Annotated in this window: 18 protein-coding genes; 6 read left to right on the top strand and 12 right to left on the bottom strand. The window is 73.5% G+C overall.

From position 1 onward, the window contains the following. Positions 1-11 precede the first annotated feature (11 nt). Entirely contained in the window at positions 12-1,112 is a 1,101-nt protein-coding gene (locus O7623_RS16040; protein ID WP_282223857.1) for a sugar phosphate nucleotidyltransferase, read from the bottom strand. 123 nt (positions 1,113-1,235) lie between these two features. Then, positions 1,236-2,393 (bottom strand): glycosyltransferase family 1 protein, encoded by a 1,158-nt coding sequence (locus tag O7623_RS16045; protein ID WP_282223858.1) that lies wholly within the window; start codon positions 2,391-2,393, stop codon positions 1,236-1,238. 219 nt (positions 2,394-2,612) lie between these two features. Between O7623_RS16045 and O7623_RS16050 the strand changes: the two genes are divergently transcribed. Then, entirely contained in the window at positions 2,613-3,359 is a 747-nt protein-coding gene (locus tag O7623_RS16050; protein ID WP_282223859.1) for a TIGR03089 family protein, read from the top strand. Positions 3,360-3,437: 78 nt separating this feature from the next. On the opposite strand, the gene O7623_RS16055 is transcribed toward O7623_RS16050, so the two are convergent. After that, positions 3,438-3,809: a hypothetical protein gene (locus tag O7623_RS16055; protein WP_282223860.1), complete on the bottom strand. Its 372-nt coding sequence runs from the start codon at positions 3,807-3,809 to the stop codon at positions 3,438-3,440. Positions 3,810-3,878: 69 nt separating this feature from the next. After that, complete coding sequence (locus O7623_RS16060; protein WP_282223861.1) at positions 3,879-5,882, bottom strand: acetoacetate--CoA ligase; 2,004 nt, start codon at positions 5,880-5,882, stop codon at positions 3,879-3,881. Between the two features lie 258 nt (positions 5,883-6,140). Here O7623_RS16060 and O7623_RS16065 point away from each other — a divergent pair, with 258 nt between their 5' ends. Both O7623_RS16065 and O7623_RS16070 read left to right on the top strand, forming a co-directional pair. Then, positions 6,141-6,842: a hypothetical protein gene (locus O7623_RS16065; RefSeq protein ID WP_282223862.1), complete on the top strand. Its 702-nt coding sequence runs from the start codon at positions 6,141-6,143 to the stop codon at positions 6,840-6,842. A 112-nt stretch (positions 6,843-6,954) separates the two neighbouring features. Beyond that, positions 6,955-8,037 (top strand): hypothetical protein, encoded by a 1,083-nt coding sequence (locus O7623_RS16070; protein ID WP_282223863.1) that lies wholly within the window; start codon positions 6,955-6,957, stop codon positions 8,035-8,037. Between the two features lie 33 nt (positions 8,038-8,070). Here the strand turns inward: O7623_RS16070 and O7623_RS16075 are convergent, their stop codons facing one another. Then, the gene (locus tag O7623_RS16075; protein ID WP_282223864.1) at positions 8,071-9,234 is read right to left on the bottom strand and encodes an acyl-CoA dehydrogenase family protein; all 1,164 of its coding nucleotides are present in this window, start codon (positions 9,232-9,234) and stop codon (positions 8,071-8,073) included. A gap of 265 nt (positions 9,235-9,499) precedes the next feature. Here O7623_RS16075 and O7623_RS16080 point away from each other — a divergent pair, with 265 nt between their 5' ends. Both O7623_RS16080 and O7623_RS16085 read left to right on the top strand, forming a co-directional pair. After that, a complete protein-coding gene (locus tag O7623_RS16080; protein ID WP_282223865.1) occupies positions 9,500-10,927 on the top strand; it encodes a UDP-glucose/GDP-mannose dehydrogenase family protein in 1,428 nt (475 codons plus the stop codon). A 149-nt stretch (positions 10,928-11,076) separates the two neighbouring features. Beyond that, positions 11,077-16,290 (top strand): permease, encoded by a 5,214-nt coding sequence (locus O7623_RS16085; RefSeq protein ID WP_282223866.1) that lies wholly within the window; start codon positions 11,077-11,079, stop codon positions 16,288-16,290. A gap of 88 nt (positions 16,291-16,378) precedes the next feature. Here the strand turns inward: O7623_RS16085 and purE are convergent, their stop codons facing one another. The 7 genes from purE to mca form a co-directional block, all read right to left on the bottom strand. Next, on the bottom strand, positions 16,379-16,882 hold the full coding sequence (purE, locus tag O7623_RS16090; protein WP_282223867.1) for a 5-(carboxyamino)imidazole ribonucleotide mutase: 504 nt from the start codon (positions 16,880-16,882) through the stop codon (positions 16,379-16,381). Next, positions 16,879-18,039, bottom strand: a complete 1,161-nt coding sequence (locus tag O7623_RS16095; protein WP_282223868.1) for a 5-(carboxyamino)imidazole ribonucleotide synthase — start codon at positions 18,037-18,039, stop codon at positions 16,879-16,881. Before O7623_RS16095 ends, purE begins: the two co-directional genes overlap by 4 nt. 12 nt (positions 18,040-18,051) lie before the next feature. Next, positions 18,052-20,079 (bottom strand): thioredoxin domain-containing protein, encoded by a 2,028-nt coding sequence (locus O7623_RS16100; protein ID WP_282223869.1) that lies wholly within the window; start codon positions 20,077-20,079, stop codon positions 18,052-18,054. Between the two features lie 34 nt (positions 20,080-20,113). Next, positions 20,114-20,722, bottom strand: a complete 609-nt coding sequence (locus O7623_RS16105; RefSeq protein WP_282223870.1) for an HAD-IA family hydrolase — start codon at positions 20,720-20,722, stop codon at positions 20,114-20,116. Next, entirely contained in the window at positions 20,719-23,283 is a 2,565-nt protein-coding gene (locus tag O7623_RS16110) for a GGDEF domain-containing phosphodiesterase (protein WP_282223871.1), read from the bottom strand. The genes O7623_RS16105 and O7623_RS16110 overlap by 4 nt, the downstream gene beginning before the upstream one ends. A 238-nt stretch (positions 23,284-23,521) precedes the next feature. After that, positions 23,522-23,779, bottom strand: coding sequence for a hypothetical protein (locus O7623_RS16115; protein WP_282223872.1), 258 nt, complete (start codon positions 23,777-23,779; stop codon positions 23,522-23,524). 53 nt (positions 23,780-23,832) lie between these two features. Further along, positions 23,833-24,714 carry a mycothiol conjugate amidase Mca gene (gene mca, locus O7623_RS16120; protein ID WP_282223873.1) on the bottom strand — a complete coding sequence of 294 codons (882 nt, stop codon included), beginning with the start codon at positions 24,712-24,714 and terminating at the stop codon, positions 23,833-23,835. A 186-nt stretch (positions 24,715-24,900) separates the two neighbouring features. Here mca and O7623_RS16125 point away from each other — a divergent pair, with 186 nt between their 5' ends. Continuing rightward, on the top strand, positions 24,901-25,296 hold the full coding sequence (locus O7623_RS16125; protein ID WP_282229430.1) for a DUF4307 domain-containing protein: 396 nt from the start codon (positions 24,901-24,903) through the stop codon (positions 25,294-25,296). Positions 25,297-25,335 lie beyond the last annotated feature (39 nt).

Here is a 25,335-nt window from a genome sequence, read left to right on the forward strand (position 1 = left end):
GGCGCGGTGACTCACACGTACCCGTCGGCGCCGCGTTCCTTGAGCGCGTCGACCAGTCGTTTGACGTCCTGCGCCCGGTCCCGGGGGCAGACCAGCACCGCGTCCGGAGTGTCCACCACGATCAAATCCCGTACGCCGAGCGCGGCGACCAGGCGGCCGGAGTGCGGCACGACGACGAGGCCGGTGCTGTCGTGCAGCAGCACACCCGGCTTCTCCTCGGCGGTCGGGGCGCCGAGCACGACGTTGCCGTCCGGATCGGCCGGCAGCACGTCGCCGAGGGTGTGGAAGTCGCCGACGTCGTTCCAGCCGAAGTCGCCCGGTACGGTGCCGACCCGACCGGCCGCCGCCGCGCCCTCCATCACCGCGTAGTCGACCGAGATGCGCGGCAGGGTGGGCCAGATGTCGCCGAGCACCTCGTCGCGGTCCGGCGAGTCCCAGCGCGCCGCGATCCGAGTCAGGCCGGAGTGCAGTTCCGGCTGCTGGCGGGCCAGTTCGGCGAGGAACGCGTCGACCCGCCAGACGAACATGCTGGCGTTCCAGAGGTGCCGGCCGGACCGCAGGTAGTTCTCGGCGACGGCCAGGCCGGGTTTCTCGGTGAACTGCTCGACCCGGCGGACCGGGCCGGGGCCGATGGTGTCGCCGCAGGCAAGGTAGCCGTAGCCGGTCTCCGGTCGGGTCGGGGTGATACCGACGGTCATCAGCAGCCCGGCCTCGGCTCCGGCCACCGCCTGACGGATCGTGGTCACGTACCGGTCGGTGTCGCCGATGAGGTGGTCGGCGGCGAACGATCCCATCACCGCCTGGGGTTCGCGGCGGGCGATGACCGCAGCCGCCAGGGCGATCGCCGCACACGAATCCCGGGGCGACGGCTCGACGAGCACGTTCTCCTCCGGCACCGCCGCCAACTGCCGGGCAACCGCTGCGGCGTGCGCCGCACCGGTCACCACCAGGATCCGGTCCGGATCGGTGAGCGGGGCGAGCCGGGCCACGGTCGCCTGGAGCAGCGACGCGGCGGTGCCGGTGAGCGGATGCAGGAATTTAGGGTTACCGGCGCGGGACAGCGGCCAGAGTCGGGTGCCGCTGCCACCCGCCGGAATGACGGCGAAGAGCATCAGCCCATCATGCCCGCCCGGCGCACCCGTCCCGGCGGTACCTGGACCGGCTCACCCGGCAGGCCCTGGACCGGCTCACCCGGCAGGCCCTGGACCGGCTCACCCGGCAGGCCCTGGACCGGCTCACCCGGCGGACCGTGCCGCTGCCCGGTGCCAGGACGCGACGTGCACCTGGGCGCTGGACGACCAGGTGAAGTCCCGGGCCCGGTCCACGCCGGCCTTGGCGAGCGCGTCCCGGCGGGATTCGTCGTCGAGCAGGGTGGCCAGGTCGGCGGCGATCCGGTCCGGGTCCTCGCTGGTGTAGGCGACCGCGTCACCGCCGACCTCGGGCAGCGACAGTCGGGGCGTGGTCAGCACCGGCGCGCCGCAGGCCATCGCCTCCAGGATCGGCAGTCCGAAGCCCTCGCCGTACGAGGGGTACGCGGCCACGAGCGCGCCGCCGAGGAACCCGGGCAGGTCGGCGTAGCGCAGGTAGCCGGGGCGCAGCAGCCGCAGGTGGGCAGGGACGTCGGCGACGGCCCGGTCGATGTCGTCGTCGTGGCCCTGGCCCCCGGCCAGGACCAGGGCGGGTGGTTCGGGGCGGTCCTGGACCGCACGTACCCAGCCCCGGATCAGGTTCGGGACGTTCTTGCGCGGCTCCTTGGCGCCGAGGAAGGCGATGTAGCCGGTGTCGGCGAGGCCGAGCCGGGCCCGGACCCGCGCCTTCTCCTCGTCGCTGGGCACGTGGAAGGCGCTGCCGTCGACCCCGTGGTAGGCGACGTCGATGCGTGCCTGGTCGGCGTTGAGCAGCCGGATCAGCTCGTCGCGACTGGCCTTGCTGGGCACGATCACCCGGCTGGCCCGGCGCAGCGAGGTCTTGATCGCGCTGCGGAAGAAGGTCCGGCGGGATTTGTCGTAGTGCTCCGGCTCGGTGAAGAAAGTCGCATCATGCACAGTCACAGTAACCGGACAACCCGCACGCATCGGGCAGGTGTAGTACGGGGAGTGCAGCACGTCCGCACCGACCTGCTGAGCGAGCAGCGGTAGCCCGGTCTGCTCCCAGGCCAACCGGGCGGGACGGTGCGCCACCGCCGCCGGAGCGGCGATCACGTCGACGGCCGGCAGCATCCGGGTGTACCGCTCGACGTCTGTACGCAGCGCGACGACGGAGACCTCGATGTCGCTGCCGACGAGGGCACCGAGGGCACCGAGCAGGCCGTCAACGTATCGACCAACGCCACCGCGGTCGGCGGGCACGCTCGTGGCGTCGATGAGTACGCGGGGCGGTCGACCGGCGGTCACAGGGCAACTCCTCTAGAGGGGTGGTGGAGGGTTGTGAAGAACGACACGTGTGCCAAGCCTACGCCGCCCGACGCCGTGCGCCGCGTCGACGACGCGGACGAAAACCAGCGTTCGTGTGCCGGCCGGCCGCCCGTCAGCGGGGCGAGACCGGACCGTGACTGCGAGTACGGTCAGTGACCGTCGGGCACCGCCGCGAACCGCACGTTAGGCTCGGCGCCGATGACCAACAACCTCGCCGGACTGCTCGCGGTCACCATCGCGGCGGATCCGACCCGACCACTGCTCACGTGGTACGACGACGCGATCGGCGACCGGACCGAGCTGTCCGGAGCGACCCTGGCCAACTGGGTGGCCAAGACCGCCAACCTGATCGTCGACGGTGCCGGTGCCACGGCTGGTGACACCGCCGAGGTGCTGCTGCCGCCGCACTGGCAGACCGCCGCGGTGCTGCTGGGCTGCTGGTCCGCCGGGCTCACGGTGCGGGCCCCCGGGCTGGCCGACGACCAGGACCAGGCCAGCGCCGGAAACCAGGTCGACGGCACGGCCGGCCCCGCCGCCGAGGTGTGCTTCGCCGCCGCGCACCAGCTGCCCGGACCGGACCGGCCACCAGCCGGGGAGCAGTACCTGCTGAGCCTCGCGCCGATGGCGATGCCGGCCCGCGACCTGCCGCCCGGCTGGGCGGACTACGTCACCGAGGTACGCGGGCACGGCGACCATTTCACGCCGTACCCGGCGGTCGATCCACAGGACGCCCAGCTGGCGGCCCGGGCGGCCGCACGCGGCGCGGAGCTGGGCATCGTCGCCGGCAGCCGGGTCCTGATCGACGCCGACCGGCATCCGGATCCGGTCGACTGGCTGCTCGCACCGCTGGCCGCCACGGCCAGCGTGGTGCTCTGCCGGCAGCTCGACCAGGCGTCGCTCCACGGGCGGGCGGCCAGCGAGAAGGTCGATCTGGTGCTGGCCTGAGCGGGCTGCTCCCGCCGGGTCACCCGCCCGCCGGGTCACCGCTTCCTGGTCAACGGTCCCTGGTCACCGGTCACCGGGTCACAGCTCGCTGGGGACCACCTCCCGTTGCGCCCCGTCCGGCGCGCACACGAAGAAGCCACCGCGCTCGGCCAGCCACGGCTTGCCGGCCGCCTCGCCGTCGGTGAGCACCTTTTCCCGGACCCTGAGGATGATGTATCGCGATCCGTCCGGATTGCCGTTCCGCCAGCCGGGCCCGTACAGGCGGTCGACCAGCATCTCGCGGCGCTGCTGAAGGATCGCACCGTTCACCACCCACTCGGTCGGCAGCCGGTACCAGAACGTCCGGGTGATTCCGGCCGCAGGATCGAAGGCATGCGTCCCCTCGACCCAGACGCCGAGCGTATCGGTGATCTGTAGGCGGAAGTAGATCCCCACGACAGTCAGACGCACAACGCTGACGCTGAGTTGCCAGGTCGGCCGAATTCGATCCACCGTCGGTAACTGGCCGGCACCCGTCGGTCAGCTGGCCGGCACCCGGTCGGTGGCGAGCCGGACGAACGCGTCGAGCGCCGCCGGGTTCGCCAGCGCCCCGCTCGCCACCGCCTGCTCCACCGGCGTACCGGTCAGGATCTTCTTCACCGGCACCTCCAGCTTCTTGCCGGACAGGGTCCGGGGCACCGCCGCGACCTGGTGGATCCCGTCCGGAACGTGCCGCGGCGACAGCGCCGACCGCAGCTCACGCACGATCCGGGTACGCAGCGCGTCGTCCAGCCCGGCACCGTCGCGCAACGCCACGAACAGCAGCAGCTCCCCCGCTCCGCCCTGCGGATCCTCCAGATGGATCACCAACGAGTCGGCGACCTCGGGCAGTGCCTCCACCACCGAGTAGAACTCGGCCGTGCCCAGCCGGACGCCGCCACGGTTGAGCGTCGCGTCGGAGCGACCGGTGATCGCGCAGGCGCCGTGCGCGGCGATGGTGATCCAGTCGCCGTGACACCACACACCCGGGTAGCGCTCGAAGTACGCCTGCCGGTAGCGGTGCCCGTCCGGATCGTTCCAGAACCCGACCGGCATGCTCGGCATCGGTGCGGTGATCACCAGCTCGCCCAGCTCACCGACGACCGCCCGGCCGTCGGCGGCCCGGGCCTCGACCCGCGCGCCCAACGCGCGGCAGGCGATCTCCCCGGCCCGTACCTCGACCAGCGGTACGCCGCCCACGAACCCGGTGCACACGTCGGTGCCGCCGGACAGCGACGCCAGCTGCAGGTCCGCGCCGACCGACTCGTACACCCAGGTGAATCCGGGTGCGGGCAGCGGCGCCCCGGTCGACCCGACGCCCCGCAACGCGGACAGGTCGGCGATCTCGCGCGGCACCAACCCGTCCTTGCGGCATGCCAGCAGAAACGGTGCCGAGGTGCCGAAGTAGGTGGTGCCGGTGTGTGCCGCGAGTCGCCACAGGGTGCCCAGGTCCGGCCGGGCCGGGCCGTCCGGCGCCGCGTCGACCGCCGGGTTGCCGTCGAACAGCACGATCGCCGCACCGACCGCCGGCCCGGAGGCGAGGTAGTTCCACATCATCCAGCCGGTCGTGGTGAACCAGAAGAACCGGTCTCCCGGGCCGAGATCGTGGTGCAGCGCCAGCATCTTCAGGTGCTCCAGCAGAATGCCACCGTGGCCGTGCACGATCGGCTTCGGCAGCCCGGTGGTGCCCGAGGAGTAGAGCACGTACAGCGGGTGGTCGAACGGCACCGCGTCGAACGCGAGCGGCTCGTCCGTCGGCGCGGCCAGCGCCGACCAGGTCGACGTCGCCCACTGCGGGGTCCCCTCCTGGGGCGACAGGTACGGGATCACCACCCGGTGCCGGGCCGACGGCAGCGCGGCGGCGATCGCCGCCAGCTCCGCCTGCCGGTCCACCGCCTTGTCGCCGTACCGGTAGCCGTCGACGGCGACCAGCACCGTCGGCTCGATCTGCCGCCACCGGTCGGTGACGCTGCGGGTGCCGAACTCCGGCGCGGCCGACGAGAAGACCGCGCCGAGGCTCGCCGAGGCCAGCATCAGCACGTACGTCTCCGGGATGTTCGGCGCGTACGCCGCGACCCGGTCGCCGCGACCCACCCCCAGGCGGCGCAGCCCGGCCCGCACCCGGCGCACCTGGTCGCGCAGCTCGGCGACGGTGAGGGTGACCGGGGCCCGGGTCTGACTGTGCGCGATGACCACCGGATCGTCGTCGGCGAGCCCGCCGGCGCGCAGCACGTGTTCGGCGTAGTTGAGCCGGGCACCGGGGAACCACCGGGCACCGGGCATCCGTGCCTCGGCGAGGACCTCCTGCGGCGGCTCGTGCGCGATCACGGCGAAGTACTCCCAGATCGACCCCCAGAAGCCGGCCAGGTCGTCGACCGACCACTGCCAGAGCTGCGGGTAGTCGGCGAACCGCAGGTCCCGGGTGCGTTCCAGCCACTGCAGGTAGGCACCGATCCGGGTCCGCTGCCGTACGTCCGCCGGTGGGCGCCACAGCACCTCGCTCACGCCTGCACTCCTCCCCGGGTCCCGGCCGCGCCGCCGGTGGCACCCGTGCCCATCCTCGCGTACCGCCGTCGCCATTGTCGTGCCTGCGGCACCGGTGCCATTGTCGTGCCTGCGGTGGGGGCAACGGAGCGTGCTGGGAACACAAGCCGTGGCGGGCAGGTCGCGGTACGGGCACAGCCGACCGGCGTACCGCCGAAAAACCCGCCGGTGCTGCCCAGGGTGCCCGCCATCACCCACCCGAAACGGTACGGTTCGCCCATGCGTCATCTCTGGAGCTTCCTCAGCGGCATCGCCGTCGCGCCGCTCTGTTGGCTGCTCGTCGCGGTGGGCCAGACGACGTCGACCAGGACCATCGGTGACTGGGTGTCCGACGGCGAGTACCACACCGCGACCCTGCTCGGGCCGGCGGCGCTGCTGTTCGCGGCCGGGCTGCTGCTCGGCCTGCTGGGTACGCTGCGGTTCTCCCCGCTCGGCCCGCTCGCCGCCGGGCTGGCCCTGGCCGCCCCGTACGTGGCGACGTTCATCGACCCGTTCGGCACCCGTGACCTCCTCGGCGTCGACGCGGTGGTGTTCGGTGAGCCGATCGTGCTGCTGACCCCGGTCGACAACGGCACCCTGGCCCTGCTCGGGGTGCTGTTGAGCACGGCCGTGCTGAGCCGGCGGCGCTGGTCGGCCGACCGCCGTACGGGCGACCCGACCCCCGCCGAGCCGGCGGCACCGGCGGCGGAGCCGTTGCCGGTCCGGCCGCTCGGCGAGTTCGACCCGTCGCTGTGGTCGCTGCCCGGTGGCCCGACCGAGCCGGCGCCGGCGGCGACCCCCACTGCGCCCACGGCGGCCGATCCGACGACCGGAGGCCGGACCGGCACCACCACCACGTTGACGGCCACAGCGGCCGACACCGACGCCGACCGGTTGCGGCCGGCCCGCCCGATCCCCCGGTCGGCCCGACGGAGCCGCTGACCCACGCGTCGGCCGCTGACCCACGCGTCGGCGGGGACTCCGCCGGTCACCTGCGGCCGCCATCGTCCCGGCGGGTACCGTGCGATGAGGTGTCGACGCGTGAGGAGTCCGGATGAGGCACGTGGGCTCGTTGGTGCTGTCGCTGGTCCTCGCCCCGGTCATCTGGTTCCTCGCCGGCCTCGGGCTCAGCGAGTACGCGGCGGCCCGTCGGGAGGCGTACGACCAGCCGCCGACCGAGGTGTTCGTCGGGCTGGCCGCGCTGGCGGTCTGCGGCATCGTGTACGCGGTGCTGCTGCTGCCCCGGCTGTCACCGATCGGACCGGTCGTCGCCGGCCTGTCGTTCCTGGGTCTCGCCGCCTGGTCGGCCGCCGACATGACCAGCTTCTACCAGAACATGCCGGGCCGGCTGTTCGGCACCGACGACACGTTCACCGCCCCGGCCGAAGGACTGGCCGTCGTGCTGGCGGTGCCGCTGCTGGCCACGGTGGTCAGCCCGCGACGGTGGCGCGGCGAGCGGATGGTCGCCCTGTACGCCGGTCAGCCGGACCCTCCGCAGGTGGCCAGGACGGCGCCGCTGCCCGGCCACGGCCAGGGCGGCGGGTACGGCGGCGGGTACGGCGAGCCCCGGGCGTACGGCGGGTACGGCGGCCCGGCCCAGACCATGGCGTTTCCGGCCGCCGCCGGGCCGCTGCCGCGCCCCGCCCATCCGGCGGGGATCCCGGATTCCGAGCAGGACACGATGCGGTTGACGCCACCGGGGCACCGCCGGGACGACCCGACGATCGCCCTGCCGCCGGTGCCGGGGGCAACGCCCCGGATCCCGGCCGGCCCGCCGCCGGTCGACCAGACGGTCCCGCTGCGCACCGGCGCCGGCACCGGATCGGCCGACGAGACGACCCGGATCCAGCTACCGGCCGCCGCCGACACCGGCAGCGACGAGACCACCCGAATCCAGCTACCGGCCGCCGCCGACACCGGCCAGACCACCCGCGTGCCGCCGACGGACGAGACGGTGCGGATGCGGACGCCACCGGCGGCCGACGCCACCGTGCGGATCACACCGGCGGCCGACGCGCCGGACACCGGGGGCGACGAGCAGACCACGGCCGTGGTCGCCCCCGCCGCCGACCCGGACGCCACCACGGCGCTGCCCCCGGCCGACCCGGACGCCACCCCGCGCAGGTCGTCCGACTGACCGACGGTCGCCGGGTCAGTCGGACGTCACCGCTCAGGACGACAGCAGCTGGCGGGCCATCACGATGCGCTGCACCTGGTTGGTGCCCTCGTAGATCTGAGTGATCTTGGCGTCCCGCATCATCCGCTCCACCGGGAAGTCCCGGGTGTAGCCGTAGCCGCCGAGCAGCTGCACCGCGTCCGTGGTGATCTCCATCGCGACGTCGGAGGCGAAACACTTCGCCGCCGCGCCGAAGAAGGTCAGGTCGGCGTCGCCCCGCTCGGACCGGGCCGCCGCCGCGTAGGTCACCTGACGCGCGGCCTCCAGCTTCATGCCCATCTCGGCGATCATGAACTGGACGCCCTGGAACTCGGCGATCGGCTTGCCGAACTGCTGGCGCTCCCGCACGTACCCCCGGGCGTAGTCGAGCGCGCCCTGCGCGATCCCGACCGCCTGGGCGGCGATGGTCACCCGGGTGTGGTCCAGGGTGCGCATCGCGGTGGCGAACCCGGTGCCGGGCTCGCCGATCATCCGGTCCGCCGGAATCCGTACGTTGTCCAGGTAGACCTCGCAGGTCGGGCTGCCCTTGATGCCCAGCTTCTTCTCCGGCGCGCCGAAGCTCACCCCGGGATCGGACTTCTCCACCACGAAGGCCGAGATCCCCCGGGACCGGGCACCGGGCTCGGTCACCGCGAAGACGGTGTAGTACTGCGAGACACCGGCGTTGGTGATCCACCGCTTGACGCCGTCGAGCACCCAGTGGTCGCCGTCACGTACCGCCCGGGTGGTCATCGACGCCGCGTCGCTACCGGCGTCCGGCTCCGACAGGCAGTACGAGAACATCGCCTCCCCGGCCGCGACCGGAGTCAGGTACCGCTGCTTGAGCTGCTCCGATCCGGCCAACAGCAGCGGCAGGCTGCCCAGCTTGTTGACCGCCGGGATCAGCGACGACGACGCGCAGGCCCGGGCCACCTCCTCGATCACGATCGCGGTGGCCAACGCGTCGGCCCCGGCGCCGCCGTACTGCTCGGGGATGTGCGGGGCGTGGAAGTCCGCCGCCCGCAGCGCGTCGTAGGAGGCGCTAGGAAACTGCGCGGTCTCGTCCGCCTCAGCGGCGTTGGGGGCGACCTTCGCGTCGCACACCTCCCGTACCGCCTGCCGGACCGCTTCGTGCTCCTCCGGTAGCTGATAGACATCGAACGCTGGCCCGGACGTCATCGCGCCCCTCCCTCACCTGGGGGTCACTACTCGCATCGTGCTCGAATGCGAGGATACCGGCGAGTAACGGCGGTGCCAGTCGCCCCTACCCCGCCGAACGGACTATCGTCTGCCGGGCAGCCGGCCGGCACCGCGTCCGGGTCGGGCCATGAGAAGCGGTCTGCCGCACACATCAGAACAACGATGATTGGTGTCGAGCCCCCGGCACCGGACCACCGAGCGCGACGCAACCACGGCGCCGCCAGCGCGAGCGGAGAACACAGGCGTGACCATCCCGTACCCGAACACCCAGCCAATGCCAGCCATCGCGGCGGTCACGCCGCCGTCCGGTGCCTCCCGTCCGCGGCTGACCTTCCTCGGTACCGGCTACCTGGGCGCGACCTACGCCATCTGCTTCGCCGAACTGGGCTACGAGGTGATCGGCTACGACGTCGACGCCGACAAGATCGCCAAGCTGAGCGCCGGTGAGGTGCCGTTCCACGAGCCGGGCCTCGACGAGCTGCTCAAACGAAGCCTGGCCGCCGGGCGGCTGCGGTTCACCACCGACATGGCGGAGACCGCCGAGTTCGGCGACGTGCACTTCATCTGCGTCGGCACCCCGCAGCGGGCCGACGGGATGGGCGCGGACCTGTCCTACGTCGAGGCGTCGGTGACCAGCCTGGCACAGCACCTGTCCCGCAAGGCGTTGATCGTCGGTAAGTCCACCGTGCCGGTCGGCACCGCCGAGTGGATCGAGCAGCTGGTCGGCAAGCACGCCCCGGGCGACCTCGGCGTCGAGGTGGCCTGGAGCCCCGAGTTCCTGCAGGAGGGCTTCGCCGTCGAGGACGTGCTGCGACCGAACCGGATCGTCGTCGGGGTGCGCAGCGAGTGGGCCAACGGCATGCTGTACGCCGCCCACAAGGGCGTGTTCGACCTGGCCGCCACCGAGGACCGGGAGGTGCCGTTGGTGGTGACCGACTTCGCCACCGCCGAGCTGGTGAAGGTCGCCGCGAACGCCTTCCTGGCCACCAAGATCTCGTTCATCAACGCGATGGCCGAGGTGTGCGAGGTCGCCGGCGGCGACGTCACCCAGCTGGCCCGCGCGATCGGCTACGACCCCCGGATCGGCAACCGGTTCCTGCAGGCCGGCGTCGGCTTCGGCGGCGGCTGCCTGCCCAAGGACATCCGCGCCTTCCAGGCCCGCGCCCAGGAGCTGGGTGCCGGTGAGGCGCTGCGGTTCCTGCACGAGGTCGACCTGATCAACCAGCGGCGGCGTACCCGGGTGGTGCAGCTCGCCGCCGAGCTGCTGGGCCGGCGGGCCGGACCGGCCGGACCGGACCTGTCCGGCACCACGATCGCCGTGCTCGGCGCCACCTTCAAGCCGAACTCCGACGACGTCCGCGACGCGCCGTCGCTGGCGGTGGCCGCCATGCTGGCCAAGACCGGCGCGCAGGTGCGGGTCTTCGACCCCGAGGGTACGGAGAACGCCCGCCGCGCCCAGCCGGACCTCAACTACGTACCGTCGATGGTCGACGCGGTCCGCGACGCGGACCTGGTCTGCGTACTGACCGAATGGGCCGACTTCCGCAACGCCGACCCGGTCGCGCTGGGTGAGCTGGCCGCCGGACGGCGGGTGATCGACGGCCGGAACTGCCTCGACTCCGTCCTGTGGACCAGCGCCGGCTGGGAGTACCGCGGCATGGGTCGCCCCTGACCCACGAGCCGACCGCGGCCGGTCCGCCGACCGTGGTCGGCTTTTTTCTCCGATCTCCACGCCGTCAGGGACTGTTCAACAGTTGCCTGGTTTAGGCATGCTTCGTTAGAAGCGGTCCACAGTGTTGGCCAGGCGTGGAGGAGGTGCCGATGAGTACGGCGTACCGCTGCACCTCGTGCGGACGGACGGTCCCGGCCGCGGCGACCTGTTCCCGTTGCGGCGCCGCGCAGCCGCAGTTCGCCGAGGACCTGGCCCGGATCGAGCGCTCGATCGCCGAGATGAAGGCGCGCGAGGTCGCACTGGCCAAGGAGCAGAAGCAGATGGCCGCCGACCTGCAGGCGGCGATCTTCCAACGGGACATCCTGTCCACCGGCGGAGCCGCCGGTCGTCGGGGTCCGGCCCCACGGATATCGGTACGCCGCCGCGCCGGCCGCCGGCCACCGACCGCCGAGGCCGGTGCCGCCCCGCCCCGGTTCCCCCGTCAGACACCGCACCGCTCCGGCGACGCCGGCACCGACGGCGGGCCGCCACCCGGCAGCGACGAACCCGGCTATCCCCCGGCGTCCGCCGACGACGATCCGACCCGGGTGCTGTCGGCCGACGGCACCCGACCCGAGGCGTCCCCACAGTCGATCCAGAACGTTCTGCTCGGTCTCGGCGCGCTGATGGCCATGGTGGTCTTCGCCGCCGTCGCCAACAGCACCCTGCCCGACGCCACCCGGCTGCTGATCCTGCTCACCGGCACGGTGCTGCTGCTCGTGGCACCGCCGGTCGTCGCGGCCCGGGGGCTGCGCTCCACCGCCGAGACGATCGCCGCCGTCGCGTTGATTCTCGTGCCGATCGACGGGTACGCGCTGTGGGTCACCGACGCGGTCCGGTCCGGCCCGGTCAGCCCGGCCGTCTTCGCCGGGCTGACCTTCGTGGTCACCGCCCTGGTGGCCGGCGGGTACGCCGCCACCACCGGGCTCCAGCTGCCCCGGTACGCGATGGTGCTCGCCGTCCAGCCGATCGTGCCGCTGCTCTGCTACGACCTGATCCTGGGGCCGGCCGGCTGGGCGCTGGCGCTCGCCGCCGTCGCCGTGGTCGATCTGCTGCTGGTCCGGCTGCTCACCGGCTCCGGGCGGTTCACCAGCGGGGCCTGGCTGACCGGCCGGGCCGGGCGGGCGACAGCCGACGGGGCCGCCGCACCGGCCAGCCCGGCCGGGTTGGTCGCCCCACCGCAGCGACGCTCCACAGACCCGGCCGCACCACCCGGTGGGCCGACCGCGCCGACCGACGACCCGGCCACGACGGCCGACGGGCCAGCCGACCCGGGCACGGCCGCGGGCAGCGGTGCCAGCCGGCCGGAGGGCGCCCCCGAGGAGGCCGACGCCGTCGTCGGCGCGGACCTGCCGGGCGACGCCGGACCGGACCGGCGGGCCGGGCGGCGCGGGCCAGGGTGGACGCCGCCGGCTCCCAGCGCCGCGATGCTCTGGCTCCGCGATCTGATCTGGACCCTGCACGGGCTCGCGGTCGCGGTGGCGCTCGCCTACGCCGTGGCAGCCGTGCTGAGCGCCGACACGGTGCCGGCCGCGGTCCGCGCCGGCGCGGTCCTGGTGATCGCCGCCGGAGTCGGGCTGATCGGCGGCTTCACCCTGGGGTACAAGCCGGTGCCGGACATCGCCGCCGGGGTGTTCACCCTGGCGGTCATCGGTGCCGCCAGCCGCATCGTGGCCGTCGGTCTACCCGGCCGGGCGCTGCTGCTGATCGCCGCCGTGGTCGCGATCGCCGGAATCGGCGTCCGGGCCCTGCCGGAAACCCTGCGGCGCGGTCCACAGCTCGCCGCCACCGCCACGCTCGGCGTACTCGGTGTCCTCGTCGCCGGCAGCGCACTACGGGCCGCGCTGGCCCCGGTCCGCGCCGCGCTGCCCGCCTGGCAGACCGAACTGTCCGACTACCAGCAGCGGCTGGACGCCTATGCCGGCCCGGCCGACTGGCAACTCGCGCTGGCCGCGCTGCTGATCACCGTCGCCGCGGCGGTCGCCGTACCGGTCGAGTGGCGCCGGGAGGCGACCGTCACCGGTGTCACGCTGACCGCGCTCGCCGTACCGGCGTCGTTCGACCTGCCCTGGTACGCCGCCTGCTGGCCACCGGTGCTGGCGGCCGTCGTGGTCGCCGGCGCCGGCCTGTTCGCCGGCTCCGAACGGTCCGCCCGGGTGCACGTCGGCTGCGCCGCCGTGCTGGGTGCCGCCGGAGCCGGTGCCGCCCTGGCCCGCCCCGGTGCGACCGCCGCCGTCCTGCTCGTGCTCGCCGCCGCCGGGGTGCTGATCGCGGTGGCCGGCAGCCTGCCGGAGATCCGCCGCCGACCCGCTGCCGACCCGGTCGCCGGTTGGGCCGCCGGTGGCGCGGCGTTCGCCCTGCCCGGCGGCGTCGCCGCGTTCGTCGCCGCGATGGTGCCGGCACCCGGGCCGACCGGGCCGGCGCTGCAGCAGACGACCGCGCCGATCCTCGCTGCCGCGTTCCTGGCCGTCTGCGGCGCCCTCTGCTACGCCGCGCTGGCGCAGGTCGCCGAACGGCAGATCCCCCGGCCGTTGACGATCGGCACCGGGCTCGGCGCGCTGGCCGTCACCGCCGCCACCTTCGGCTCCCCGGGTGCCACGGTCGCCGACGTCTGGGTCGCGGTCGCGCTGCTGCTCGGTGGCGTCCTGTTGTTCATGACGCCGAGCATCGACGCCAACCGGCGCGCCGACCGGCTGCTCGACGGCACCGACTACGCCGCCGCCGCCGCGATCGCCGTACTGGTCGGCACCCTGGCCAGGATCAGCGCCATCGTGGCCCCCGGCATCGAACTGGTCGCCAGCGCGGCGCTCGCGCTGCTGGTGGCGGTCGCCATCCGGGCCATGCCGCAGCACTGGCAGCGCGGGCCGGTGCTGGGGGTGGCGGCCAGTGGTGCCGTCATCGCGGTACTCGCCGGCTACACGGCGGTCGCTGGCGGCATCCGGGCGCTGGCCACCCCCGGGCAGCTGTGGCAGGCGGATCTGACCGCCTGGTCGGTCGAGACCACCGCGAACGCCTGGCAGGTGCCATTGGCGCTGGTGCTGCTGGCGATGGCCGCCGCGGTGGCGCTGCCCCGGCCCTGGTCGTTCCATGCCGCCGGGGTGCTGGTGGCGCTCGCCACCGTCGGTACCCCGGCAGCGCTGGGCCTGCCCTGGTGGTCACCGATCGCGGTCGGCTGCCTGGTCGCGATCGGGTACGGCATCGCTTCCGTGGCCGCCACCGACCCGCAGGCGGCGACCGCCCGGGCCACCGTCGCCGCCGCCGTGGCCCTGTACGCCGCCGGCGCGAGTCTCGTCCGGCCGTGGACCACCGCAGCGGCGCTCGGCGTGATCGTGCTGACCTGCGTCGTCGTGGCCGTGCTCGGCCGGGTGATGGCGGCCGACATGCCGCCGGACGCGGCGGACGGCCCGGACGACGACGCCGACGACGACACGGACCTCGAACTCGACCCGGCGGTGCGTCAGCGCCCGACGTGGGCGGCGGACGACCCCGCCACGATGCCCCGGCACCTGGCCACGGTCGGCGGTGCCGCCACCGGCGCCGCGTTGCTGGCGCTGCCCGGCGCGCTCGCCGCGTTCGCCGCCACCCTCGGCTGGACCACCGAGGTGGTGCTGACCAGTGCGTTGGCCGCGTCGGCGCTGGGCGTCGCCGTGCTGGCCGCGGTCCGCCGTCAGGTGCCGCACTACCTGCCGTACGCCACGGTCGGGGTCGCCGGCGGGGCCACCGTGACGGCGCTTGCCTCGCTCCCGACCGACCTGCCCACCGGGATGTACGCCGCCGGCGCGGCGCTGCTCGCCGTCCTCGCCGAACTGCTCCGGGCCGCCACCCCGCCGCCGACGGAGCTGTCCCGGCTGAGTCGGCGGTGGAGCGGACTCGGCGAACGGCTGGGCCGACCCGGGCCGCTGGAGATCGGCCAGGAGTGGGCGATCAGTCCGGTCAAGGGTGCCCTGGCCGCTGCCGCGCTGCCGACGGCGCTGGCTGTGGCGGCCGTGGCGCCGACGTTGACCACCGCGTTGGTCGAGCCGTACCGGACGTTGGCCGCGATCTGGCAGGGGCCGCCGGCGGTGCTGCTCGATCCGCCGGCCGCCGCCGTCGGCCCGACCAACGTTCTCGCGGCGCTGCTGCTCACCGTCGCCGCCGCGCTCGCCGCGACCGCGTTCAACAGCGGCCAGCCCGGGCAGATCGTTCCGGTGGTGCTGCCCGGCGTGGCGCTGACCCTGCTGATCACGCCGCTGTCGTTCGGCATCGGCTGGCCGACGAGCACCACGGCCGCGTTGCTGGTCTTCGCGGTCGCGATGATCGGCCTGGCGTTGACCGCGCCGCCGCCGGACACCGAACGGCACCGGCCGCTGCGGATCGCCCGTCGGGTGCTGTTCATCATCGGCCTGGCCGCCGGCGGGGCCGGGCTCGCCGGTGCCCTCGCCAACGACCAGCTGACCGTGTTCACCCTCGGCAGCGCGGTCGCCGTCGGCGCGGTCGCCGCGTACGGCGGGCGCAGCCAACCGGCCCGGATTCTCGGCTGGCTGTTCGCCTCGGTGATGGCGCAATTGTTCGTGCTGACCCTCGGACTGGTCGCCGGGTTGCCGCCGACCTGGTCGGCCTTCGGGGTGCTGGCCGTCGGGGCGGCGCTGCTGCTGTCGGCGACCCGGCTGCCCCGGCTCGACCATCCGGAGGCGGTCCGGGAACGGTCCGTCGTCGAATGGAGCAGCTACGCCGCGGCGCTGCTGGCCCTGGCGCTGGCCTACAGCTCCACGCCGCACCTGGCCGGGCTGCTGGCCGCCTGGGGTGCCGTTCTCGGGGTGACCGCCACCCGGCCTGGCCGGCGGGCGTTGGAGCGCCGGATCCTGTTCTGGACCGCCGTCGGCTGTGAGATCACCGCCTGGTGGATGCTGATGCGCATCGCCGACGTCGCGCTCATCGAGGCCTACACGCTGCCGTTCGCCGCGCTCGCCCTGCTCGTCGGGGTGCTGGAGCTACGCCACCGGCCGGACCTGAGCAGCTGGACCGCGTACGGGCCGGCGCTGGTCGCGACGTTCCTGCCGACCCTGGTGATCGTGATCAGCGACGGGGACAACAGTTTCCGGCACGTTCTGCTGCTGCTCGGCGCGGTCGGCACCCTGCTGCTCGGCGCGATGAGCCAGCAGCAGGCCCCGGTGGTCGTCGGTACGGTGGTCAGCGCGGTCACCGCGCTGCACGCGCTGACCTTCTTCGGCCCGTGGCTGGTGCTGATCCCGGTCGGCCTGGTGCTGCTGGCCCTCGGGGCGAGCAGCGAATGGCGACGCCAGACCCAGGAGCGGGTCCGGGGTGCACTGCGCGGGATGCGCTGACCCCCGTTACCGCCAAGATCCCGGCGATCTTGCAATTATTGACGGACAAATCCGACAAAAGTTCTCGATAACTGCAAGATCGACGCGGTCAGGTGGGGGTGGGGGTGGGGGTACGGGAGGCGCGCAGCGCGGCGTCCTTGGCGGCGACCAGCTCGACCAGCTCCTGCTGGTAGGCGGCCATCCGGGCGCGCAGCACCGGGTCGGCCGCCGCGAGGATCCGGACGGCCAGCAGGCCCGCGTTGCGGGCCCCGCCGATGGAGACCGTCGCCACCGGTACGCCGGCCGGCATCTGCACGATCGACAGCAGCGAGTCCATCCCGTCCAGGTGCTTCAACGGCACCGGCACCCCGATCACCGGCAGCGGGGTCATCGAGGCGACCATGCCGGGCAGGTGCGCGGCCCCGCCGGCCCCCGCGATGATCACCTGCAGGCCACGGTCGGCGGCGGAGCCGGCGTAGTCGAGCATGCCGCGTGGCGTGCGGTGCGCCGAGACGACCCGCACCTCGTAGGCGACGTCGAACTCGTCGAGCGCCTCGGTGGCCGCGCGCATCGTCGGCCAGTCCGAGTCGCTCCCCATGATGACGCCGATCATCGACCCTCCTGCAGCCAGCGGGCGGCGCGGGCCGCCCGGCCCCGTACGTCGGACAGCTCGGCACCCAGGACCGTGACGTGGCCGATCTTGCGGCCGGGCCGGACCTGTTTGCCGTACAGGTGGACCTTGGCGCCGGGGTCGGTGGCGAACAGGTGGTGCAGCCGTTCGTCGATGCCGATGCCGCCGTCGGCACCGCCCAGCACGTTCGCCATCACCACGGCGGGCGCGGTCAGTGCGGTCTCCCCCATCGGGTAGTCCAGCACGGCTCGCAGGTGCTGCTCGAACTGCGAGGTCCGGGCACCCTCGATCGTCCAGTGCCCGGAGTTGTGCGGCCGCATCGCCAGCTCGTTGACGACCAGCTCGCCATCGACCTCGAACAGCTCGACCGCGAGCAGCCCCACCACGTCCAACGCGGTCGCCAGGTCGATGGCCAGCTGCTGGGCCGCCACCGCGAGCCGCTGCGGCAGATCCGGCGCGGGGGCCAGCACCTCGACGCAGATGCCGTCGCGCTGCACGGTCTCCACCACCGGGTAGACCGCGATCTGCCCGAACGGCGAGCGGGCGACCTGCACCGCCAGCTCCCGACGCAGCGCCACCCGTTCCTCGGCGATCAGCTCCAGCTCGGGCCGGTCGGCCGGGTCCAGCCCGGCGGCGGCCAGCCCGGCCGGGCCGTCGATCACCCAGACGCCGCGACCGTCGTAGCCGCCACGTGCGGTCTTGACCACCACCGGCCAGCCGACCTGCGCGCCGAACGCGGCCAGCTCGTCGACCGTGGCGACGCGGCGCCACCGGGGCACCGGGGCACCCAGGTCGGTCAGCCGCTGGCGCATCAGCGCCTTGTCCTGGGCGTAGCGCAACGCGTCCGCCCCCGGGTGCAGCCGCACGCCCTCGGCGGCCAGCGCCCGGATGTGCTCCCCGGGCACGTGCTCGTGATCGAAGGTGACCACGTCGCAGCTCTTCGCGAAGGTACGCAGCGCGGCCAGGTCGGTGTGCTCGCCGTACTGCACGTCGGCGGCGACCAGCGCGGCACCGTCCTCCGGCGTCCGGGCGAGCACGCGCAGCGACTGGCCGAGGGCGATGGCGGCCTGGTGGGTCATCCGGGCGAGCTGCCCGCCGCCCACCATGCCGACGATGGGCAGACCGGTACGGGTATCCATGGCGGCGCCAGCCTAGCGCAGCTGGGCGGTCAGGTCGTCGGCCGAGGTGACCGGCCGGTCGCAGACGAAACCCCGGCAGACGTACGCGGTGGACACGCCGCCGACGGCGGGCCGGTCCGCCAGCAACGGCACCCCCGGCTGGTCGGTCGACCCGGCGACCACCACCGCGCCGGGTGGCGCGTGCCGGCGGGCCGCCCGCAGCAGCGGGTCGCCGGCCGGGTCGCCGGTGACCACGGCGATCTCGTACGGGCCGGCGAGCAGCGCCTCGCCGACCGCCGCCGCGTACCCGGTGAACCGGGCGTGCCGGGCCACCACCGGCGCGACGGTGGCCAGGGCGGCCTCGGCGGCAGCCCGGTACTGCGGGGCACCGCGCAGCGCGGCGTACGTGGTGAGGGCGGCGGCGGTCGCGCTCAGCCCGGACGGGGTGGCGTTGTCGGTCGGGTCGGCCGGCCGGGTGACGAGACGTTCGGCGTCGTCGGCGGTGTCGTAGAAGCCGCCGTTGTCGGCGGAGAACCGGGTCAACGCCACGTCGAGCAGCTCGCCGGCGAGGTCGAGCCAGCGGCCCTCGCCGCGCAGCTGGTGCACCGCGCAGAACGCCTCGGCGACGCAACCGTAGTCCTCCAGTACGCCGGCCGGGGCGCCGACCAGGCCGTCGCGGGAGACCCGCCGCAGCCGGCCGTCGACCAGGTGGGTCCGGGCCAGGTACGCCGCGGTGGCCGTCGCCAACTCGGCGGCCAGCTCGACGTCGGGATCAGCGGTGCCGCCGCTGTCGGCACCGTCACCGCCGAGGGCGTCGGCGGTGACGGCGAACTCGGCCAGGGCGGTGACGGCCAGGCCGTTCCAGGCGGCCACCACCTTGTCGTCGCGGGCCGGCTGCGGCCGGCCGGCGCGGGCCCGACGTAGCGCCGACCGGATCCGGTCCACCGGCTCCAGCGGCACGTCGTCGATGTCCCTGGCCAGTCGCAGCACGCTGCTGCCGTGCTCGAAGGTGCCGTCGGCCGTCACGCCGTACAGATCCGCCGCCCACTGGCCGTCCGCCTCGCCGAGGACCTCGGTCAGCTGCTGCGGGGTCCACACGTACGTCGCACCCTCGACGCCGTCGGTGTCGGCGTCCAGCGCCGAAGCGAACCCACCGCCGGGTACGGCGAGCGCCTCGGCGAGGAACCGGACCGTCTCCCGGGCGACCCGGGCGGCCAGCCGGTCCCCGGTGAGCCGCCACAGCTGGGTGTAGACCCGCAGCAGCAGCGCATTGTCGTAGAGCATCTTCTCGAAGTGCGGCACGGTCCAGGTGGCGTCCACCGCGTAGCGGGCGAAGCCGCCGGCGAGCTGGTCGTAGATGCCGCCCCGGGCCATCGCCTCGGCGGTGTGCCGGGCGGTCTCCAGGCTGTCGGCGTCGCCGGTGCGCTGGTGGTGGCGCAGCAGGAACAGCATCGCGAGATGTGGCGGAAACTTGGGCGCGCCGCCGAAGCCGCCGTGGGTCGCGTCGTACTCCTCGTGCAGCGTGCGCGCGGCGGCGTCCAGCAGGTCGGCGGTGAGCGGGGTGGTCGGGCCGCCGACGGCCTGCGCGCCACCGATCGCGGTGAGCACGGCGGTGCCCTGACGCCGTACGGCGTCGCGCTGGTCACGCCAGGCGGCGGTGACCGACTGCAGCAGCCGGACGAAGTTCGGCCGGGGGAAGTAGGTGCCACAGAAGAACGGGGTGCCGTCCGGGGCGGCGAACACCGTCATCGGCCAGCCGCCCTGCCCGGTCATCGCCTGGGTGGCCGCCATGTAGACCGCGTCGACGTCGGGACGCTCCTCACGGTCCACCTTGACCGCGACGAAGTTGTCGTTGATCAGCTGCCCGACGGCGACGTCGGCGAACGACTCGTGCGCCATCACGTGGCACCAGTGGCAGGCGGCGTAGCCGACCGAGATCAGCACCGGCACGTCCCTACGGCGGGCCTCGTCGAACGCCTCCGGGCACCACGGCCACCAGTCGACCGGGTTGTCGGCATGCTGTTGCAGGTACGGGCTGGTCGCCTCGCCAAGCCGGTTCACGCGGGCTGCTCCTCGGGTCGTCGTACAGCCGACCTTAGTCAGTGACCCGGCCCGGTGCCGGCAGCTGTGGATAGCACAGCGCGGTGAGGCCGGCGGCCGCTGCGGCCGCGACGTTCTCCGGTCGGTCGTCGACGAAGGTGACCTGCCCGGCCGGAGCGGCCAGCTGGCGCAGCAGGACCTGAAAGATCGCCGGGTCCGGTTTGGTCAGGGCGATGCGGCAGCTGAACAGCAGGTGGTGGAACGCCTGCGCCCAGGGTGCCGCCTCGATCGCGACCGCCAGCGACGCCGGGGCGTTGGACAGCAACGCGAGACCGTGGCCGGCGGCGGCGCAATCGGCGACGAACTCGACCGTGTCCGGATTGAGCCGTGACCAGCTGGCCACGTCGGCCCGGTCCAGCTCGACCACCAACGGGTCGTCGTCGTCCAGCGGCCGGCCGACGACCTGGCTCCAGTACCGGCCGGCCGGACAGCCCCCGTCGTAGGCGTCCCGGTACTGCCAGTACCGTCGCTCGAAGGTGGCCGCCGGCAACCCGGCGACGGCGGCCATGGCGGCCACCGCGTCCGGCGCCTGCGGCAACGAGATCACCTTGCCGTAGTCGAACACCAGCCAGCTGTCGGGGGCCGTGCCCGGGTGGGTGGTCACGAGGCGCCGTCCGCCCGCAGCGGGTAGATCTGGGCCTGGGCGGAGTCGAGCAACGACCGCAGTACGGTGACGATCTTGTCCGCCGGCATCGGCTTGAAGAAGTGGTAGCCCTGCGCGGCGGCGCAGCCGAGCGCGGCGAGCGTCGCCCGCTGGTCGGCCGTCTCGACCCCTTCGGCGACCACCCGCAGCCCCATGTCCCGGCCGAGATGGACGGTGTGCCGGACGATCGCGGCGTCCGCCGGCGAATCGATCATGTTCATCACGAACGACCGGTCGACCTTGAGTTCGTCCACCGGGACCCGGGTCAGGAAGGCCAGCGACGAGAATCCGGTGCCGAAGTCGTCGACCGCCAGTTGCACGCCCATCTCCCGCAGCGTGCCCAGCACCTCGTCGATGATCTCCAGCTCGCTCATCACCACCGTCTCGGTGATCTCCAGCACCAGCCGCCGGGCCGGCACCTGATGCCGGCGCAGCAGCTCGCCGATCTCGGCCGGCAGTTGCGGGTCGAGCAGGCTGCGGGCCGAGATGTTGACCGAGATCGGCACGTCGATGTCCTGCGCCGCCCACTGCGCCGCCACCGACAGGGCACGGTCGACGACGTACCGGGTGAAGGGGGCGAGCAGTTCGCTGCCCTCCACCGCCCGGACGAAGTCGACCGGGGTGAGCCGGCCGCGTCGCGGGTGCCGCCACCGGATCAGCGCCTCGACCCCGGTGGGCGCGCCGGTGGCGAGGTCCACCGCCGGCTGCAAAGCGAGTTCGAGCTGGTCGTCGGTGTCGAGCGCGGCGCGCAGCTCGGCCAGCAGCGCCAGCTGGTCGGTGCTGGCGGCGTCCTTGGCGCTGTCGTAGCCGGCGACGCTGCCGCCGATCTCCTTCGCCTGGCTCATCGCGATGTTGGCCCGGCGCAGCAGCTCGTTCATGTCGGCGGTGCCGGCTCCGGCGACCACCACGCCGAGGGCGCTCTCGACCGACATCCGCACCCCGGCGACCTCGGTCGGCTCCGCCAGCGCGGTGATCATCTCGCGGGCCCGCCGCATCGCCGTCCCGGTGGGCGAGCTCCGGTCGCCGGTGGCCCCCGACGGCGGTGCCAGCGACGTCAGCAGTACGGCGAACTCGTCGTTGCCGAGCCGGCCGAGCAGCTCACCGGAGCCGGTCCGGGCCCGCAACCGACGTGCCGCGGCCTGCAGCAGCTCGTCCCCGGCGGCGTTGCCGAGGGTGTCGTTGACCTCTTTGAAGCCCTTGATGTCCAGCATCAGCAGGGCTACCTGATGGTCGTTGCCGAGTTCCTGCAGGGCGGCGTCCCCGCCGGTCAGCAGCGCCGACCGGTTGAGCAGCCCGGTCACCGGGTCGTGCGTCGACTCGTGGGCGGCCCGGGCGCTGAGGCTGGCGAGCTCGCGGTGGGTGGTGGCGTCGTGCAGCGCGGCGGCCAGCGCGTGGCCGAAGGCGGAGAGCGCGTTGCGGTCCCGGGCACCCGGCAGCGCACCGACCGGAAGGTGGACCCGGAGCACGCCGACCGTGGTCGCACCGACGGTGAGCGGATGCACCAGGACCCGGTCGTTGGGTTCGACGTCGGCGTACGGAGCGGATCCGGCGTCGTGCCCCGGCACCCGTACCGCAGCTGTTCGCGCCTCGGCGGGTGCCTGCGCGCCGTGCAGTTGGCCGCTGTCGTCTCCGACGTAACGCCACAGCCGGCCGTCGGCGCGCCGGACATCCACCTCGACCCGCTCGGCACCGAACAGCGCCAGGCCGCCGACCACGCCGGCACCGGCCACGCTCGGCTCGTCCAGCTGGTTCAGCGCGTGGGTCGCCTGGGCGAACTCCTGCCAGGCCCGCCGCTCGTCCTCGACCCGCAGCCAGTGCCCGTAGGTCTGCTGCAGCAGCCACAGCACCGGTGGCAGCAGCAGCAGCCAGCGCGGATCGTGGTCCAGAACGGTCACCGTGCCGAGGCCGACCAGCACGTTGCCGACGAACATCAGCACCTTGTTGCGCAGCGCGTGCAGCAGGGTGGCGCCGAAGGGTCGGCCGTGGCGCAGGGCGATCGTCACCGCGGCCAGGCCTGCGGTGACGAGCAGATAGGTGACCGCGCCCAGCGCCAGGGCACCGGCCAGTGGCGGAGTCAGCGGCTGGCCGTACGGATCGGACACGACCCGGGTGAGCAGCCCCGCCGCGGCGACCGCGACGGTCAGCGAGGCGGTGACCCGGGCGATCTCCGGCACCGTCCGCGGCTCGGCGAACATCGACAACAGCGTCCAGGCCGCACTCACGCCGACTGCGGTTGCCACTGGCAGCCAGCCCGCTGGCACCAGGTACAGCCCGACGATGAGGGCTGCCTCGCCCCAGGTGAAGCTGACCGTGCCGGTGCCGATACGGAACCGCAGACGGGCGAGCTGGGCGACCCCGAGCAGCAGGACGACGACGGCGAACCGCGCCGGGGCGGGCCACGCCGTACCGCCGGGGTCGTCGTTGGTGACCAGGCCGATCGCGGCGGTGGCCAGCGCACCGAACAGGAGCGTGGCGGTGAAGACCGCCAACTGCCACTGCCCAGCGGGCCGGTCGGGCGTCATGGGCCGCTCCCGGTGCGGGCGACCGATCCGAGCGTCACTCGCGTCCGTGACGCCCCGCACGAGGCGACTGCAGTGCCGTCCATGGTCGCCCCTTTCCGCGCGCGGTCGGAGGAACTCAAGGCCCCCCGGCGGAAGGCTAAGCCAAAGCCGATTGCGGCAACAGGGGCCACAGGGCCGGTTTAGGAGCGGACGTCCACTCAGTGGGAGAAAAGTCCCTGACAGCAGGGGATGTAAGCGGTTACAAAGGCGATCCGGGGCGCGACTCCCGATCTGTCAGATCAAGGACATTAGCCTCGGCGGTCGCCGGCGTGTCGTCCGAGGATCGACTCTCGAACCGCTCGGGCAACCGCCGCAGCCGGGCGTTCATGTTCCGGACCAGCAGGACCGTCACCGCAGCGAGCAGCAGGAGCAGGAACAGACCCATCGGGCCGGCCAGCCCGCCGCTGCGGGTGTCCCCGAAGTTGTTGGCCGCGACGACCTGCACCAGGTCGAGCATGTCGGACTCCTCGCAAGCGCTGACGACGACAGGTACACGCTACGCCGCCCTGTTCAGGCCCGGTCCAACCACTCCCGTACTCCGGCGAAAAGGTCGGATTCCGGCATCGGGCTGGTCACCGACGACCGCACCAGTTCGTAGTCCTCCGTCGGCCAGGCCTGCCGCTGCACCTCCATCGGCACCTGGAACCAGAATCCGTCCGGATCGACCTGCGTCGCGTGGGCACGCAGCGCGTCGTCGCGGACCGGGAAGTAGTCGGCGCACTCGACCCGGGTGGTGATCCGGTCGCCCTTGTCCGGGCGGTCCTCCCACCGGTCCATCCACTCCACGTACGGCGACTCCAGGCCGGCGGCGATCATCCCCTCGTGCAGGGCGAGGATCCGGGCCCGGGTGAAGCCCATGCAGTAGTACAGCTTCAACGGCTGCCACGGCTCACCGAGCTGCGGGTACCGCGACGCGTCCCCGGCGGCGTCGAACGCGGCCAGGCTGACCCGGTTGCACATGATGTGGTCCGGATGCGGATAGCCGCCGTCCTCGTCGTAGGTGGTCACCACGTGCGGACGGAACTCCCGGATCAACCGCACCAGCGGCGCGGCGGCCTGCTCGACCGGCTCCAGGGCGAAGCAGCCCGCCGGCAGCGGCGGCAGTGGGTCGCCCTCGGGCAGGCCCGAGTCGACGAACCCCAGCCAGGCCTGCTCGACGCCGAGGATCGCCCGCGCGGCGTCCATCTCCGCCCGCCGGATCTCGGCGATGTTCTCCCACACGTCCGGCCGGTCCAGCTTCGGATTGAGCACACTGCCCCGCTCGCCTCCGGTGCAGGTGACCACCAGCACCTGGGCGCCTTCGGCGACGTAACGCGCCATCGTCGCCGCACCTTTGCTGGACTCGTCGTCCGGATGCGCGTGAACCGCCATCAGACGCAGTTGCTCAGCCAACGAACCGCTCCCTCGTAACACCACCGACGCCCCTGCCGACGTCTCTCCGGCCCGGCTTGCGACAATAGGGCCCGACGACCATTCTCACCGATGGCCCCGATCCGACCCGTTGGCACCGATCCGCCCCGCCGAGGAGATGCGTCCCGGGTGACCGACCCGTCCGCCACAACAGCACCGACCGCCGACATGTTCCCACCCGGGCGGTACGGCCGACGCCGCGCGTCCCGCCGTCGCCGGCCCTGGCTGGTCGCGGTGCTGGTCGCCCTGGCGGTGCTGGCCGGGCTGGTGGTCACGGTCCGGCTCTACACGCTCTACGGCGATCCGACGTACGACCCGAAGGTGATCACGTACACCGGGGCGACCGAGGAGGCGATCCTGATCGACTTCGCGGTGACGGTGCCGCCCGGTGGCGCCGCCACCTGCCTGGTCCGGGCGCGCTCGCGCGACGGCGCGGAGGTCGGCCGGGACGAGGTGACGGTCCGGGCCGCACCGGGCGAACGGCAGATCCGGACCACCCACCGACTGTCCACCGAGCGGCAGGCGTTTCTCGGCGAGGTCACCCGCTGCCGGCCGGCCGACTGAAACTCCGCCGGCCCGCAACCACGGCACCACCATGCCGAT

The organism is Solwaraspora sp. WMMD791 (assembly GCF_029581195.1).
Taxonomy (GTDB): domain Bacteria; phylum Actinomycetota; class Actinomycetes; order Mycobacteriales; family Micromonosporaceae; genus Micromonospora_E.